Consider the following 14843-nt stretch of genomic DNA (forward strand, 5'->3'; position numbering starts at 1 on the left):
CAGTCCTTCCTGTCGGGCCGCCCCGTTCTGTCGCGGGGTCGGCTGGATGGGTCTTCGGCCGCCTAGGCGGCGGTCTTCAGCACCTCGCCAAGCGTGCCGATCAGATGATCGATCTGCGCCTCGCTGATGATCAGGGGTGGCGACATCGCGATGATGTCGCCGGTCACGCGGATCAGGATGCCGGCCTCGAACGCGCGCACGAAGATGTCAAAGGCGCGCTTGCCTGGCTGACCGTCGATCGGGGCCAGTTCGACCGCACCGATCAGGCCCATGTTGCGGATGTCGACCACGTTCGGATGATCGCGCAGTCCGTGGATCGCCTCCTGCCAGTAGGTCTCCAACGATGCGGCCCGCGTCAGCAGGCCTTCCTCGGCATAGGTGTCCAGCGTGGCGATGGCCGCGGCGCAGCTGATCGGGTTGCCGGAATAGGTATATCCGTGGAACAGCTCGATGATATGCTCCGGCCCCTGCATGAACGCATCGTAAATCTGCGCGGTCGCCAGCACGGCACCCATCGGGATCACGCCGTTGGTCAGACCCTTGGCACAGCAGATCATGTCCGGCGTCACGCCGAAATGCTGGGCCGCAAAGGGGCTGCCAAGACGACCGAACCCGGTGATCACCTCGTCAAAGATCAGCAGGATGCCGTGTTTTTTCGTGATCGCGCGCAGCCGTTCCAGATACCCCTTGGGCGGCATCAGCACGCCTGTCGAACCGGCCATCGGCTCGACGATCACGGCGGCGATCGTTTCGGCGCCATGCAGGGCGACGATGCGCTCCAACTCGTCGGCCAGGTTCGCGCCGTGTTCGGGCTGCCCCTTGGTAAAGACGTTCTCGGGCAGATGGGTGTGGGGCATGTGATCGACGCCCGCAAGCAGGGTCCCGAACTGTCGGCGGTTGTTCACGATGCCGCCCACGGAAATCCCGCCAAAGCCGACGCCGTGATAACCACGCTCACGTCCGATCAGGCGGGTCCGGGCCGCATCGCCCCGCGCGCGGTGATAGGCCAGCGCGATCTTCAGCGCGGTATCGACCGCCTCGCTGCCCGAATTGGTATAGAACACATGGTCCATTCCGTCGGGCGCGATGTCGACGATGCGGTTCGCCAGTTCAAACGCCAGCGGGTGGCCCATCTGGAATGCCGGGGCATAGTCCAGTTCCGCGACCTGCGCCTGCACGGCTTCGGTGATGCGGGGGCGGCAATGGCCAGCGTTGCAGCACCACAGTCCCGCGGTTCCGTCCAGCACCTGTCGACCGTCCGCGGATGTATAATGCATGTCCTTGGACGCGACCAGCATCCGCGGTGCCGACTTGAACTGGCGGTTTGCGGTATAAGGCATCCAAAAGGCGCGCAGGTCATTCGGGGCGGGCTTGCGGTCGAGCGGCATGGAGATTGTCCTCACGGATTATTGACCAAACGGTCAGGATCAGGCTAGCACGGGCCGGGGGGCAGTCAAGCGTCCTGACAAATCGGGTGACAATTCCCACCGATCTGCCCAAAATCGGATCATGCCAGAGCCGGAGATTCGATGACAGAGAGCAACATGCCCCAGATGACCCGGATCCAGCAGAAAAACCGCGAGCTGATCCTGAACGGTGCGTTGGAGGCGTTTTCGGCCAACGGCCTGCGTGGTGCCACGATCGATCAGATTGCACGTGCTGCGGGTCTGTCGAAACCGAACGTGCTGTACTATTTCGGATCAAAGGACGACATCCACAAGGCGCTGCTGACAACTCTGCTGGACATGTGGCTTGCGCCCATGCACCGGGTCGATCCGGATGGAGACCCGTTGTCCGAAGTTCTCAAATACGTTCAGGCCAAACTTTTGATGTCGCGCGACTATCCGCGCGAAAGCCGGCTTTTCGCGCATGAAATCCTGCAGGGCGCGCCGCACCTGACGGAAATCCTGGGCGGCGATCTTCGCCAGATTGTTGACCGCACCGTGGCCGTGCTGGAGGCGTGGATGGATCGCGGCCTGCTGGCGCGGGTCGAGCCGCGCCACCTGATCTTTTCGATCTGGTCGATGACTCAGCACTATGCCGATTTTGAAACCCAGGTCCGTGCGGTTCTTGGTGATGGCCGCGACCCTGTGGCCGAGGGCGCGGCGTTTCTGGACAATCTGTACCGCAAGCTGCTGACGCCTTAGGCAGGCTTGTCCAGCATTTCCGCCGCAGTCAGAATCAGCGACAGGTTCTGATGCGCAGCGGCAATAAAGTCTTCGCGGACGCCTGCGACCCAGTCCTTCGTTGCGGCATTGGTTGCGGCGATAATGGCTGCTGCCAGAATTTCAATCACACGCTCGTCAGAGCCAGGCATGCGACGGTGCAGAAGTGTACGCATCTGAGCGCGCCGGGCCAGCATCGCGCTGTTGCGCAGGGCCTCCAGCTTTGGGTCCTGATCAGACAGGGCCAGCATCGCCCCGATCAGTTCGCGCTCGTTCAGGTAACGGGTCAGGTGCGCCTCGATCAAAAGGCATAGATCATCGATCAGTCGACCATTGCCCGCGACAAAGGCATCGGACGCCTCTGGCGGGTAATCGGGCGGCGGTCCCATCAGCGCCGCTTCCTTGTAGGGATAGTAGTTGAAGAACGTGCGTGTGCTGATGCCCGCGTGGCGCGCGATCGCCTCGGTTGTGACGTTGGCCAGGCCGTCGCGAACGGCAAGTTCTATGGCTGCGCCCTGAATTGTCTTGGCTGTCTTGAAGCGGCGCGTTTCGAGGGGGCTCATGCAAGTCCGATCTTGGCTTTTTCTTGCGCACAGGGTCGCAAGACAGAGTGGCGGCGGCAAGCCCGAAATATGCGTAAAACGCCGTCTGCCATTGGCAGAGGGCGTTTGCGCGTGGCGAGACGGGCGTTTGGGCTCAGCTGCCCCAGGTGCGGACGGGTCCGCAATCCATATGAACAAAGTTCGACCGGCTATAGCGACCGACGCCGCCGGCACGGCACGCGGCGGCCGCCTGATACATCTGACCGACCGAACGCGACTTCAGTCGCAGATCGGCCGCCTTGCCTGTCATGTGCAGGGAGTTCTGCGCCACACCGCCGGACTGACGCCGCAGCATTGCGTTGGTCCGGGGAGAGCGATAGCCCGACAGCATCATGTAGGGTTCATTGGTCTGCAAAAGACGCGATGACGCGGCGGCCACGTCGACCATCCGCGGGTCGATGCCGATCACCTCACCCGTGCGCCAGTCGCGCATGAAGACGTTGATCTCGTTCAGCGCCTCGCGGATATACTTGCCGTCGACCCAATACACGGTGTCGATGCTTTCACCGGTCCGACCGTTGTACATCTTGACCCGGCGCATGTCGCCTGCGTTGCCGCGCAAAAACCCGAAGGCATTGGCCATCACTGGAGTCGCCGCAACGGTGGTGGCCGCGAACACACCCAAGATGCCGCGACGGGAGATAATGTCCATTGTCATGTCAGATCGCCTGTCCTGCTTCGTTTTTTTCAGCCGGCGACGCATCGCGGCTTGTCGTGGTTTATCCCCGACCTGATTAACAATATGTCAAAAGGCTGTGCGCAACGAAACGGATTCTGCCCTAAAGCTTGAGCCATGCACGTTCTTCGGCAAGATTTCGCCTATAACGGGCAATGTTGCAGATCGGCGCAGGGCCTGTGGCGTTTTAGCAACCAGCGCTTTTCCTCTGCACAAACAAACGCGTGGGACGTGGCGCCTATGGCGGCGACATGGGACAATGCACCATTGATTTCGGGGGTTCAAATGGCGGTTCGGATGCGTGATTGCGTGCTGGCGCTGATGCTGGCTGGGGTGATCGGGGCGGTTCCCGGCGCGGTATTCGCACGCGATCCTCTCAGCGACGTGACCGTGGCCGTGGCGCCACGCCTGGATTTCACTGCGGAACAGATGGCCATGGCGACGGCTGTATCGGGCGACCCCGATCTCGCCGCATTCTATGGCAACAACGGCCTGCAGCCGATCTTTCTTGGCCCCCTTGCCGAGGCTCGTCGCGCCGCTTTGCGTGACGCGATCGGGGCTGCGCCACGTCACGGAATACCCGCCGCTCGCTATCACCCCGACCGCTTGGACGCCGCCCAAGGTCTTGCGGCCGAGATCGCGCATGCCCGCGCCTTGTCGCGCCTGTTGCGCGATCTGTCGGGGGGCGTGCTGGACCCGACCCGCGTCGACTCCGAGATAAAGCGCCGGCCAACGCGCACGTCCGTCACGCCCCTGTTGATGCAATTCGAAACTGCGGCCGATCCTGCGGCCATGTTGGCGGGGGTGGGGCCTGATCACCCCGCCTATCTGGCGTTGCAGCAGGCTTTGACAGGTCCGGCGGACCTGGTCGTACCGCAGGGCCTTGCCCGCATCGCGACAGGTATCTGGCGACCGGGGCAGCATGCGGCACCCGTCGCTGATCTGCGTGCGCGCCTTGTGTCGATCGGTTACGCAGAGGTCGCGCCGGATGCGGCCCTGTATGATGAGGCGCTGACCCGCGCGGTGGCCGATTATCAGCGCGCGGCAGGGCTTCCCGCTGATGGTGTGGCAGGGCCACAGACGATCGCTGCGCTGAACGGCGACGGTGCCACGGGCCAGGACGCCCGGCAGCGTGCGATTCTGGTCGCGATGGAGCGCATGCGGTGGATGGCGTCCGAGGATCTGGACAGCCGCCACGTCTGGGTCAATATCCCCGAATTCAGCACCACCATCGTCGAGAACGGAGCCGAGGTCTTTCGCACGCGTAGCGTCATGGGCAAGGACACGCCCGATATGCGCACGCCCGAGTTTTCGGAACTGATGGGCCATGTCGTGGTCAATCCCAGCTGGAACGTCCCGCGGTCCATCGCCGTTCGCGATTACCTGCCCCGGCTGCAGGGCAACAGGCATGCACTGTCGCATCTTGACGTGGTTGATGGCGCCGGTCGGGTGCTGGCGCGCGATGGCATCGATTTCAGCCGCTACACGGCCGCCAGCTTTCCGTTCCGCCTGCGACAAAAGCCCAGTGATGACAACGCTTTGGGCGTGGTCAAGTTCATCTTCCCCAACCGCTGGAACATCTATCTGCACGACACCCCGTCCAAGCACCTATTCGCCAACCGGGTGCGCGCGGATTCGAACGGTTGCATCCGCATCGGCGATCCGGTCGATCTGGCACGCGCCTTGCTGTCGCGCCAGACCGACGATCCGGCAGCGATGTTCCAGCGCGCCCGCGACCGCGAGCGTGAAACGTGGTTGTCGCTGACGCCCCCGGTGCCCGTGCATCTGGTCTATTTCACCGCATGGCCCGGTCCCGACGGGCGCATCGGGCTGTTCGACGATATCTATGGCCGCGATGCCCGCATCTGGGACGCGCTGCAGGCAGAGGGGTTCGGCGTAACGGCACCCGCGGTGGTGGCGGATCTGAACCCAGGGTTGTGACCCGGCCCGCGACGCAGGCACTGGCAGCAGCCCCGCAAACACGCTAAGTGCTTGCGCGAAAGGGGGGGCCATGGTCCTGACGATGGGTGAGCTAGCGCGGGCTTTGGACGCGCAGTGCTGGGGTGACCAGTCGATCCGGGTATCGGGCGCAGCAGAGCCCGCGATGGTCGGTCCGGTTGATGCGCATGGCGGGACATTGGCCCTGGCCATGGCACCGAAATACGCGGAAATGCTGAAACCCGGCAGCATCGCCATCCTTGCGCAGGGCATGGATCCCGACGCCTATGGATTGAAGGCCGCCATTTTTGCCCCCCGTCCGCGTCTGGTCATGGCCGGATTGACGCGCGCTTTTGATCCCGGTCCGGACATCGCGCCAGGAATCCATCCGACCGCTGTCATCGACAGCTCAGCCACGATCGGTCAAGACGCCGCGATTGGGCCATTCGTGGTGATCGGCGCGCATGTCCAGATCGGGCAAGGTGCCCGGATTGGGGCGCATGTCAGCATCGGGCGTAACGCGCGCATCGGGGCCATGGCGCTGATCCATCCGGGCGTGCGCATCGGCCATGATGTGGTTGCGGGGGACCGGCTGATCGTGCAGCCAGGCGCCACGATCGGCGGCGACGGGTTTTCTTTTGTCACGCCCGAGGAATCCGGGATCGAGGAGATCCGTCGCACCCTTGGGGCCCGTGCCGAAGTGACCCAACAGCACTGGACACGCATCCATTCGCTTGGCGCGGTCGAGCTGGGTCACGACGTGGAGATCGGTGCGAACGCGACAATCGACCGCGGCACGATACGATCGACGCGTGTCGGAGACGGAACCAAAATCGATAATCTTGTCATGATCGGCCACAACGTCGTTGTCGGCCGCGACTGCCTTTTGTGCAGTCAGGTCGGTATTGCCGGGTCGTCGGTCATTGGCGACCGGGTTGTGCTTGCGGGGCAGGTGGGCGTCAGCGACAACATCCACGTCGGCAACGACGTGATCGCGGGGGGCGCGACCAAAATCTATTCCCGCGTACCTGCGGGCCGTGTGGTTCTGGGCAACCCAGCCGTCAAGATGGAGACCCAGATGGAGATCCAGAAGGCCATGCGGCGGTTGCCGCGTTTCGCACAACAGCTATCCAAGCTTCAGGAAACCGTTACACGCCTGTTGGAAAAAGGCTGAACAGGAGGCGACATGACCGACGACATCACGCAGCGCATTCGGGCCATCATCGCGGAGCAGGCGATGCTGGACCCCGACCAGATTACCGATCAGGCCACACCGGCGGACCTGGGCATCGACAGCCTGGGTCTGGTCGAATCGATCTTTGCGATCGAGGAGGAGTTCGACATCTCGATTCCGTTCAACGCGAACGAACCCGAGAAGTCCGAATTCGACATCTCGAACATGGGCACGATCATCGCCGCCGTGCAGCGCCTGGTCGCGGAAAGGGACGCATGAGCGTTCCCGTTGACGAGGCGCTGATCGACGCCGGCCGCGCGGCACCCGCGATCAGGCCCGCGACCGAGATGACCTGCCGCGGCGGGTTGCGTCGCGTGGTGATCACGGGCGCGGGCACGATCAATGCGCTTGGCCATGATGTCGCCACCACCCTGGAGGCGTTCCGCGAAGGGCGTTGCGGGATCACGCAACTGGATTTCCGCGATGTTGACCGCCTGTCGATCCAGATCGGCGGGCAGGTCCACAACTGGACACCCGAAACCTATTTCAACCGCCAGCAGATTTTGCTGTACGACAAGTTCACCCAGTTCACGTTGCTTGCGGCCAAGCAGGCGGTAGAACAGTCGGGGCTGCATTTCCAGGGTGCGCTCGGGTTGCGGTCCGGGGTCATTCTGGGCACGGCGGGCGGCGGCCTGAACACATGGGACGAAAATTATCGCGCCGTCTATGAAGAGGGCAAGAACCGCGTCCATCCCTTTGTCGTACCCAAACTGATGAACAACGCCGCGGCCAGCCATGTCAGCATGGAATTCGGCCTGCGCGGCCCCGCCTTCACGGTCGCCACCGCCTGTGCCAGCAGCAACCATGCGATGGGGCTGGCGTTCCAGATGGTCCGGTCAGGCGCCGCAGACGTGATGCTGTCGGGCGGTTCCGAGGCAATGCTGTGCTTTGGCGGCGTCAAGGCGTGGGAAGGTCTGCGCGTGATGTCCAAGGACGCCTGCCGTCCCTTCAGTGCCAACCGCAACGGCATGGTCCAGGGTGAGGGTGCGGGCGTATTCGTCTTCGAGGATTATGAACATGCCCGCGCCCGCGGCGCCGAGATTCTGGCCGAAGTCGTGGGGTTTGCCATGTCGTCGGATGCCCAGGACATCGTCATGCCGTCGGCCCAGGGGGCGGAACGCGCGATCACCGGGGCAATGGTCGATGCGGGCCTGAACCGCGAGGATATCGGCTATATCAATGCCCACGGAACGGGCACTGCGGCCAATGACAAGACGGAATGCGCGGCTGTGGCCCATGCGTTCGGCCATCATGCGGACCGTTTGATGATGTCGTCGACAAAATCGATGCACGGCCACCTGATTGGCGGCACCGGCGCGGTCGAGTTGTTGGCATGCATCATGGCGCTGCGCGATGGGGTGATCGCGCCCACCATCGGCTATCAGGAACCCGACCCGGAATGCGCGCTGGACGTGGTTCCAAACGAGGCGCGCGAGGCACGGGTTGATGCGGTGCTGTCGAATGCCTTCGCCTTTGGCGGGCTGAACGCCGTGATCGCCCTGCGCCGCGTGTGATCCTCATCTCCGACGCATAAGGAAGGCCGCGATCCCAAAGGACGCGGCCTTTTTTTCAGATGACGCGGTGGTCAATCACTCTGCCGGGGCGTCCTCGGCGGGCTCGTCCTCGGCCGCAGGCGCGTCTGCGGCCGGAGCCGGTGCGGGTTCTGCCGCATAGGCCGCCAACTCGTCAAAGGCTGCAGTAAAGCCGGCCAGCGACATGCTCAGCTGGACCGGCGAGTCCGGGTCCCCACCGAAGGGAAGCAGTTGCACGGTCGCGTTGCTGCCAGCCTTCATGCCCGTCAGTTCCTGGGCGGTAAAGCCAAGGCGCGCGATGCAGCCGACCGGTGCACAAAAGCTGAACGGATAGCCTCGCATCTCTCCGGTGCCGACCTGAAAACCCAGGCCGTCGATCAGGTCGGTTTCCAGTGGCGCAACCAACGTTGCGCCGGCCGCCACATCGCCATTTGAGAGCGGCACCATGGTCAGTTCTGCGACCGGATTCTCATCCTCGTCGGTCAGCAGCTTGTACATCTCGCACGGGTCCTTGCCCTGATCGGCGCGGATGCAGCGGATCGTCCAGTCGCCATGTTCGGACTTGGCGTAATAGCTGCCCGGTCCATTCGGATCGCGCGCGGGCTGACCCGTCGGTGCAGCCTCGGCGGCTGGGGCATCGGCGGGGGCGGCTTGGGCATCTGCGGGGGTTGCAGGCGCATCTGCGGCGGGAGCCTCAGGTGTGGCGGTGGCTTCCGGGGCGGTTGCCTCGGATGTGGTGGGGGCAGGGGTGTCCTGGGCGAACGCAGGGCCGGTGATCAGGGCCAATGCGGCCAGCAGCGCGTGCGAAGGTCTGATGAACATGGATCTTTCTTTCTTTTGCTCAACGCATTGCAGATGATTTAGCATGGCGTCCAGACCTTGTCAGTCCCTCGCTCGGACACCAATCGTCACCAAGCCTTGAGGTCCGTCAAGGTACCCTTGAATTGCCGGGTGCCTGCCACTGCGGTGATGTTGGGGGCAAAAGCCTGGGGGCCGGTCACGTGCAACCTATCCATGCAAAAGGCCGTGGCTTTCACCACGGCCATCGACGCGTTGCGTAATTCTCCCTGCCGGACTGGCCGGTCATCATTGTCAGCCAAGTTAGTCGCGCGGGCGTGATCCGTCAACACGCAATGGGTTTTCTCTGGCCGGCATAAATCCGGCAGACAAAAAAAGGCCGCGCCCTGAGGCGCGGCAGTCCAACAGGGAGGAAGGTCCGGGCCACGGCTGTGCTCCGGATAACTTCACCTTGCCATGAAAGCGTTAAAATTGTCTTTTCAGCGCGTGCGCTGCGCAGAGTTTTTCATGGGGGATGCGATGGTTTCGGTTCTGGATGCGGATAAGGGCACGATCTTTGTCGGCGGTGCGGGCGCTGCCTACGCGACACATGAAACGTTGTTGTTGAGGTTGGCCAACCGCCATGGCCTGGTGGCAGGCGCAACGGGCACCGGCAAGACGGTCACATTGCAGACATTGGCCGAAAGCCTGTCCGCTGCGGGCGTTCCGGTGTTCCTGGCCGATGTAAAGGGTGATCTGGCCGGCTTGGCCAAGGCCGGGTCCGACCAAGGCAAGCTGCATGAGCCGTTTGCGGCGCGCGCCCGCCAGATCGGGATCGACCTGACATACGCATCCTATCCCGTCACGTTCTGGGACGTGTGGGGCCAGCAAGGCCATCCGGTCCGCACCACCCCCGCCGAGATGGGTCCGCTGTTGCTGTCGCGACTGTTGGACCTGACCCCTGCCCAGGAGGGGGTCATGGCCATCGCCTTTCGCGTCGCCGACGAGGAGGGATTGCCGCTGCTGGATCTCAAGGACCTGCAGTCGATGCTGGTCTGGGTCGGTCAGAATGCGACCGAGCTTTCGGCCCGATATGGCAATGTCAGCGCCGCAAGCGTGGGCGCAATTCAACGGGCGCTGCTTGTGCTGGAGACCGAAGGCGGCGCGAACCTGTTCGGGGAACCGGCCCTGGCGCTGAGCGACATCATCCGTCAGGACGCGGATGGCCGTGGGGTCATCAACATTCTGTCGGCAGAACGCCTGATGAATGCGCCACGTCTGTACGGCACGTTCCTGCTGTGGCTGCTGTCGGAATTGTTCGAGCAACTTCCCGAGGTGGGGGACCCGGACAAGCCCTGCGTCGCGTTTTTTTTCGACGAGGCGCATCTGATGTTCGACGATGCGCCCAAGGCGCTGATCGACAAGGTCGAGCGCGTCGCCCGCCTGATCCGGTCCAAGGGCGTCAGCATCTGGTTTGTGACCCAAAGCCCCGCAGACATTCCCGAATCGGTTCTGGGCCAACTGGGCAATCGCGTTCAGCATGCCCTGCGGGCATTTACCGCAAAGGATCAAAAGGCGCTGCGCGACGCGGCGCAGAATTACCGCACCAATCCCGATTTCGATATTGCCGAGACCATTCAGCAGGTTGGCACCGGAGAGGCTGTGACATCGTTTTTGCAGCCCAAGGGCGTGCCGGGGATCGCTCAACGGACGCTGATCCGACCACCTTATAGTCAGGTGGGGCCGATCACGGATCAGGAACGGGCGGCCATCCGGGACGCATCCCCGATGGGGGCAAAGTACGACACGCCGCTGGATCGCGACTCTGCGCATGAAATGCTGGCCCGCAAGACCCAGGCCGCAGCCCGGGAAACCGGCGCGGCGAACCAGGATGACGGGTTGTTCGACATGCCCGCGGGTGCGGGGCGGGGGCGGCCCTATCAGGCACCGGCGCGCGAAAAGGCTGCTCCGCGTGGGCGGTCCGACAGCATCGTCCAGACCTTTGGCAAAAGTCTGGCGCGGCAATTGGGGACCCGGACCGGGCAGGCGCTGGTCCGGGGTGTTCTGGGTTCCCTGATCAAGAATCGCTGAGCGCTAGAGGGCGATGGCCGTGGCGGGCATCGGCGCGGCGTCGATCGCGGCACGCATTTCCGCCAGGATGGCAATGACCAGCAGCACATGTCGGCGCAGGTCGTATTCGGCGGCCTGGGTCACGCGCAGGTCGTTCTGGATCTGCTCCTCCGCCCGAAGGCGGGACAGGACCGCGCCAGGCGCCGGGCAGCGGTCGCTGCGCAGCAGGCGGGGAAGGTCGCGGTCGCGTTTCCAGGTCTTCTGACCTTCGCGGGCGGCCCGGATCAGCGTTCCTGGACGACGCAGGCCCTGATTCGCGGGGCGGGGACGAAAAACGATCACGTTCGAGACTGCGGTCATGGGGCTGATCCTCTGCATTTGCCACGTGATCACCTTCACACAACCTAAAGGTGTGTTGCCAAAACCCCTGTCGCATCGCGCGGTCGGTCAAGATTTCTTTAGGAATTGTTAGGGAATGTTGCCGCTATGTGCAGAAACACCCTGTTAACCACAGGGAAAGAATTCAACCCAGGGTAGTCTGCTGCCGGGCTGCCCGAGGACGACAAGGGACCTGACATGACCATATTGACCGGTGATTTCGCAATCCACTCGGGCATCGCGGAGCACCGTGTGCAGGTGCAGGGGCAGGCCTGCGCGCAAGACGACATGACCGAAGATGCGCGCCTGTATCTGCGCCACGTCGATCACGGTGTGACGATCCGCGCTTTGGCGCGCGAGGCCGGGGTTCATGCCTCGACGATCCTGCGCCGCATCCGCCGGTTCGAGGCGCGCCGTGATGATCCGTTGGTGGACGCCGCCCTGGCACCCCGCCCGGAAGGGGCCGTGGCACCCGAGGAACGTCAGGCGCTGCGCGTGCTGCGCCGGTTGGCGGAACCTGGCGCCTGCATGGCCTCGGCGCCCGGCATGGACAAGGCGATCGTCACCCGCGACGACATTCGCACCGCGGTTCTGGAGCGTGCCCTGGCCGAGATGATGGCGCTGAAGGGATGGGTGGTGCAGACCCGCGGCGGCGGACGCATCCAGCGCTATGTGATCGCGCCTGCCGGGCGCGAGGCCCTGCGTCAGATGTTGCGGTCTCCGCGCCAGCGCGGCGCTGTGCCGGGACCATCGTCCTTTGCCGACGCCAAGCCTGTGCAAGGCGACGCACAGCCCGGCCACGGCATGGCCGAGGCGCAAGCCACCTTTGACCACGGCGACCGCCACCGGGTGTGGGAGGACCGCGTGATTGAAGACCCCGAGGACGGCCGCCGCCGCCAAACCCGCGTGAACATCGCCGAAAGCCCGCTGCTGGTGCTGGCACGCAGGCGCGACCACGATGGTCAGGCGTTCCTGACGCCGGGAATGGTGACTGCCGGCGAACGCCTGCGCGAAGATTTTGAGCTGGCGCAGATGGGTCCACGTGTCACCCAGAACTGGGATGGCTTCATGACGTCGGGGATCGATGTGTCGCATGGTGGCGGCGGCTATCGCGGGGGGTCCGAATCGGCGCGTGACCGGGTTGCCGTCGCGCTGCGCGACCTTGGGCCGGGCATGGGAGACATCGTGCTGAGGGTCTGTTGTTTTCTGGAGGGGATCGAGATGACAGAGCGACGCCTTGGTTGGTCGGCCCGGTCCGGCAAGATTGTTCTGCGGTTGGCCCTGATGCGACTGGAGCGTCACTATGCTGACACGTATGGCAAGGGATCTCGCCTTATCGGTTGAAGCCCATTGCCGCGCGGGGGGCGCAGTCGATAAGATGGCGAATACATCGTATCCATTTTCGATCAGGCCCCCTTATGAACATCACGCTGCGCCAGCTTCGCTATTTCCTGTCGTTGGCGCAGCATACCCATTTCACGCGCGCCGCCGAATCAATCAACGTCACTCAGCCCGCTCTGTCGATGCAGATCCGGGCGTTGGAGGACGAAGTCGGTGCCAAGCTTGTCGAACGCACGCCGCAGGGGGTCGTTCTGACGCCAAAGGGCCGGGCATTGCAGGACCACGCCCGCCGGGTGATGGCTGCGATGACCGACCTTCAGCAGGATCTGCGGCAGCCGGGGCAGGGCGGGCGGCTGATGTTGGGAATGATCCCGACGGTTGCACCCTATTTGCTGCCAGAGGCACTGCCGATCCTGCGCGCCCGTGACATCGGTCGCGACCTGCACCTGCGCGAGGCGCAGACGGATCATCTGCTGGATGAGTTGCAGGCGGGGCGCCTTGACGCGATCGTCGTGGCCAGCCCGCCCGAGGGGATGGGCCTGCGCGCCGTTCCCCTGTTCACCGACCGGTTTCTGCTGGCGGGCAGCGCGGCACGCATCGCCGAATTGCGCACCCGACCACTGTCTCCGGATGCCCTGGACCCGGGCCAGCTGTTGCTGTTGGACGAGGGGCATTGTCTGGGCGACCAGGCGCTTGAGGTGTGCGGATTGAACCGACGCTCGGCCCGCCTTGACTTGGGAGCGGCATCGCTTTCCACGCTGTGCAGGCTGGCCGCGCAGGGCATGGGCCTGACCTTTCTGCCTGAAATCGCCCGTCGGCAGGAACTGGCCGCGGCACCCGGTCTGACAGCCATTCGGTTCCCTGGTACGCAACCGGCCCGGCAGGTCGTGCTGATGCGCCGTGCTTCGACCCCGGCGCAGGGTTGGTTCGATGATCTGGCGCGCCTTTTGACCGCCGCAGCACGCCCGTTGCTGGATGCGGGATGAGCGCAAGACAGTCATGCGTATGCAAGGTCTGTCGGTGCGTTGCCAAATCATTGCAAACCCCCTATTTCTGCACGAACCGCGATTGAAAGGACCATGACCTTGCGCGACCTCAGGATCCCGGATCAGCGTCACCCGGAAAAAGCGCACCGACCCGATCAGGCCCAGCCCAAAAAGCCGGACTGGATACGCGTCAAGGCGCCCACTTCGGCTGGCTACAAGCAGACGCGCGACTTGCTACGCGAGCATCGCCTGTCGACAGTCTGCGAAGAGGCGGGCTGTCCCAATGTCGGCGAATGCTGGAGCCAGGGGCACGCCACGATGATGATCATGGGTGAGATATGCACCCGTGGGTGCACGTTCTGCAACGTCGCAACCGGCAAGCCGCAGGCCCTCGACACGTTTGAACCCGGTCGCGTCGCCCATGCCGTGCAAAAGCTGGGCCTGAACCACGTCGTTGTCACCAGCGTCGACCGCGATGACCTTGACGATGGCGGGGCAGACCACTTTGCACAGACCATCCGCGCGATCCGTCACCGGTCTCCGACGTCGACGATCGAAGTTCTTGTGCCCGATTTCCTGAAATCAAAACCCGGCGCGCTGGAAACCGTTGTCGAGGCGCGTCCCGACGTCTTCAACCACAACCTGGAAACCGTGCCGGGCCTGTACCCGGAGGTCCGTCCCGGCGCGCGTTACTTCCATTCGCTGCGCCTGTTGCAGCGGGTCAAGGAAATGGACCCGACGATGTTCACCAAGTCCGGCATCATGGTCGGCCTTGGAGAGGATCGCCAAAGCGTCCTGCAGGTCATGGACGACATGCGTGCGGCTGATATTGATTTCATCACGATTGGCCAGTATCTGCAGCCCAGCCCAAAGCACCACCGCGTGGATCGCTTTGTCACCCCCGAAGAGTTTGCCGGATACGAAAAGACCGCGTACGGCAAGGGCTTCCTGATGGTGTCGGCGACACCGCTGACGCGGTCATCCTATCATGCAGGCGATGATTTCGCGCAATTGCGTGACGCACGTCTGGCAAAACTGGGGCGCGCCTGAACTCATCGGGCAGGTAGGCGCACGCCGCCTCTTGCAAATCGTCGCGCCTGGAATTACGCCAAGCGCATCGGTCCAACGGGACCGCCGTCGAAGG

At 63.7% G+C, this 14843-nt stretch carries 14 protein-coding genes; 9 read left to right on the plus strand and 5 right to left on the minus strand.

Going from position 1 to position 14843, the window contains the following annotated elements:
• Positions 1 to 62 precede the first annotated feature (62 nt).
• Positions 63 to 1388 carry an aspartate aminotransferase family protein gene (locus ACJJVR_RS14085; RefSeq protein WP_405405495.1) on the minus strand — a complete coding sequence of 442 codons (1326 nt, stop codon included), beginning with the start codon at positions 1386 to 1388 and terminating at the stop codon, positions 63 to 65.
• Positions 1389 to 1529: 141 nt separating this feature from the next.
• Here ACJJVR_RS14085 and ACJJVR_RS14090 point away from each other — a divergent pair, with 141 nt between their 5' ends.
• Positions 1530 to 2147, plus strand: coding sequence for a TetR family transcriptional regulator C-terminal domain-containing protein (locus ACJJVR_RS14090; protein WP_405405497.1), 618 nt, complete (start codon positions 1530 to 1532; stop codon positions 2145 to 2147).
• Here the strand turns inward: ACJJVR_RS14090 and ACJJVR_RS14095 are convergent.
• Complete coding sequence (locus ACJJVR_RS14095; RefSeq protein ID WP_405405498.1) at positions 2144 to 2728, minus strand: TetR/AcrR family transcriptional regulator; 585 nt, start codon at positions 2726 to 2728, stop codon at positions 2144 to 2146. The genes ACJJVR_RS14090 and ACJJVR_RS14095 overlap by 4 nt on opposite strands.
• A 133-nt stretch (positions 2729 to 2861) precedes the next feature.
• Positions 2862 to 3425 (minus strand): YcbK family protein, encoded by a 564-nt coding sequence (locus ACJJVR_RS14100; protein WP_405405500.1) that lies wholly within the window; start codon positions 3423 to 3425, stop codon positions 2862 to 2864.
• Between the two features lie 315 nt (positions 3426 to 3740).
• Between ACJJVR_RS14100 and ACJJVR_RS14105 the strand changes: the two genes are divergently transcribed.
• The 4 genes from ACJJVR_RS14105 (at position 3741) to ACJJVR_RS14120 (ending at position 8129) form a co-directional block, all read left to right on the plus strand.
• Positions 3741 to 5384: a murein L,D-transpeptidase gene (locus tag ACJJVR_RS14105; protein ID WP_405405501.1), complete on the plus strand. Its 1644-nt coding sequence runs from the start codon at positions 3741 to 3743 to the stop codon at positions 5382 to 5384.
• Positions 5385 to 5454: 70 nt separating this feature from the next.
• Positions 5455 to 6555, plus strand: a complete 1101-nt coding sequence (lpxD, locus tag ACJJVR_RS14110; protein ID WP_405405502.1) for a UDP-3-O-(3-hydroxymyristoyl)glucosamine N-acyltransferase — start codon at positions 5455 to 5457, stop codon at positions 6553 to 6555.
• 12 nt (positions 6556 to 6567) lie between these two features.
• On the plus strand, positions 6568 to 6834 hold the full coding sequence (locus ACJJVR_RS14115) for an acyl carrier protein (RefSeq protein WP_405405504.1): 267 nt from the start codon (positions 6568 to 6570) through the stop codon (positions 6832 to 6834).
• Positions 6835 to 6920: 86 nt separating this feature from the next.
• A complete protein-coding gene (locus tag ACJJVR_RS14120; protein ID WP_405406455.1) occupies positions 6921 to 8129 on the plus strand; it encodes a beta-ketoacyl-[acyl-carrier-protein] synthase family protein in 1209 nt (402 codons plus the stop codon).
• Positions 8130 to 8204: 75 nt separating this feature from the next.
• Here the strand turns inward: ACJJVR_RS14120 and ACJJVR_RS14125 are convergent, their stop codons facing one another.
• Entirely contained in the window at positions 8205 to 8969 is a 765-nt protein-coding gene (locus ACJJVR_RS14125) for an invasion associated locus B family protein (protein WP_405405505.1), read from the minus strand.
• Between the two features lie 495 nt (positions 8970 to 9464).
• Here ACJJVR_RS14125 and ACJJVR_RS14130 point away from each other — a divergent pair, with 495 nt between their 5' ends.
• Positions 9465 to 11015, plus strand: a complete 1551-nt coding sequence (locus ACJJVR_RS14130) for a helicase HerA-like domain-containing protein (RefSeq protein WP_405405506.1) — start codon at positions 9465 to 9467, stop codon at positions 11013 to 11015.
• A gap of 3 nt (positions 11016 to 11018) precedes the next feature.
• On the opposite strand, the gene ACJJVR_RS14135 is transcribed toward ACJJVR_RS14130, so the two are convergent.
• Positions 11019 to 11354: a DUF6477 family protein gene (locus ACJJVR_RS14135; RefSeq protein WP_405405509.1), complete on the minus strand. Its 336-nt coding sequence runs from the start codon at positions 11352 to 11354 to the stop codon at positions 11019 to 11021.
• Positions 11355 to 11570: 216 nt separating this feature from the next.
• Here ACJJVR_RS14135 and ACJJVR_RS14140 point away from each other — a divergent pair, with 216 nt between their 5' ends.
• The 3 genes from ACJJVR_RS14140 to lipA all read left to right on the plus strand — a co-directional run bounded on the left by ACJJVR_RS14140 (position 11571) and on the right by lipA (position 14749).
• A complete protein-coding gene (locus ACJJVR_RS14140; protein WP_405405510.1) occupies positions 11571 to 12716 on the plus strand; it encodes a DUF6456 domain-containing protein in 1146 nt (381 codons plus the stop codon).
• 74 nt (positions 12717 to 12790) lie between these two features.
• Positions 12791 to 13699, plus strand: coding sequence for a LysR substrate-binding domain-containing protein (locus ACJJVR_RS14145; protein ID WP_405405511.1), 909 nt, complete (start codon positions 12791 to 12793; stop codon positions 13697 to 13699).
• A 93-nt stretch (positions 13700 to 13792) separates the two neighbouring features.
• Positions 13793 to 14749: a lipoyl synthase gene (gene lipA / locus ACJJVR_RS14150; RefSeq protein ID WP_405405513.1), complete on the plus strand. Its 957-nt coding sequence runs from the start codon at positions 13793 to 13795 to the stop codon at positions 14747 to 14749.
• Positions 14750 to 14843: the final 94 nt, after the last annotated feature.

Origin of the sequence: Paracoccus sp. Ld10, assembly GCF_045064235.1 — a bacterium.
Classification (GTDB): domain Bacteria; phylum Pseudomonadota; class Alphaproteobacteria; order Rhodobacterales; family Rhodobacteraceae; genus Paracoccus.

Excerpts from the sequence above, each read along its gene's own strand:
- ACJJVR_RS14085 (WP_405405495.1), bottom strand. The coding sequence starts at position 1,388 with ATGCCGCTCGACCGCAAGCCCGCCCCGAATGACCTGCGCGCCTTTTGG.
- ACJJVR_RS14090 (WP_405405497.1), top strand. The coding sequence starts at position 1,530 with ATGACAGAGAGCAACATGCCCCAGATGACCCGGATCCAGCAGAAAAAC.
- ACJJVR_RS14095 (WP_405405498.1), bottom strand. The coding sequence starts at position 2,728 with ATGAGCCCCCTCGAAACGCGCCGCTTCAAGACAGCCAAGACAATTCAG.
- ACJJVR_RS14100 (WP_405405500.1), bottom strand. The coding sequence starts at position 3,425 with ATGACAATGGACATTATCTCCCGTCGCGGCATCTTGGGTGTGTTCGCG.
- ACJJVR_RS14105 (WP_405405501.1), top strand. The coding sequence starts at position 3,741 with ATGCGTGATTGCGTGCTGGCGCTGATGCTGGCTGGGGTGATCGGGGCG.
- lpxD (WP_405405502.1), top strand. The coding sequence starts at position 5,455 with ATGGTCCTGACGATGGGTGAGCTAGCGCGGGCTTTGGACGCGCAGTGC.
- ACJJVR_RS14115 (WP_405405504.1), top strand. The coding sequence starts at position 6,568 with ATGACCGACGACATCACGCAGCGCATTCGGGCCATCATCGCGGAGCAG.
- ACJJVR_RS14125 (WP_405405505.1), bottom strand. The coding sequence starts at position 8,969 with ATGTTCATCAGACCTTCGCACGCGCTGCTGGCCGCATTGGCCCTGATC.
- ACJJVR_RS14130 (WP_405405506.1), top strand. The coding sequence starts at position 9,465 with ATGGTTTCGGTTCTGGATGCGGATAAGGGCACGATCTTTGTCGGCGGT.
- ACJJVR_RS14135 (WP_405405509.1), bottom strand. The coding sequence starts at position 11,354 with ATGACCGCAGTCTCGAACGTGATCGTTTTTCGTCCCCGCCCCGCGAAT.
- ACJJVR_RS14140 (WP_405405510.1), top strand. The coding sequence starts at position 11,571 with ATGACCATATTGACCGGTGATTTCGCAATCCACTCGGGCATCGCGGAG.
- ACJJVR_RS14145 (WP_405405511.1), top strand. The coding sequence starts at position 12,791 with ATGAACATCACGCTGCGCCAGCTTCGCTATTTCCTGTCGTTGGCGCAG.
- lipA (WP_405405513.1), top strand. The coding sequence starts at position 13,793 with ATGACCTTGCGCGACCTCAGGATCCCGGATCAGCGTCACCCGGAAAAA.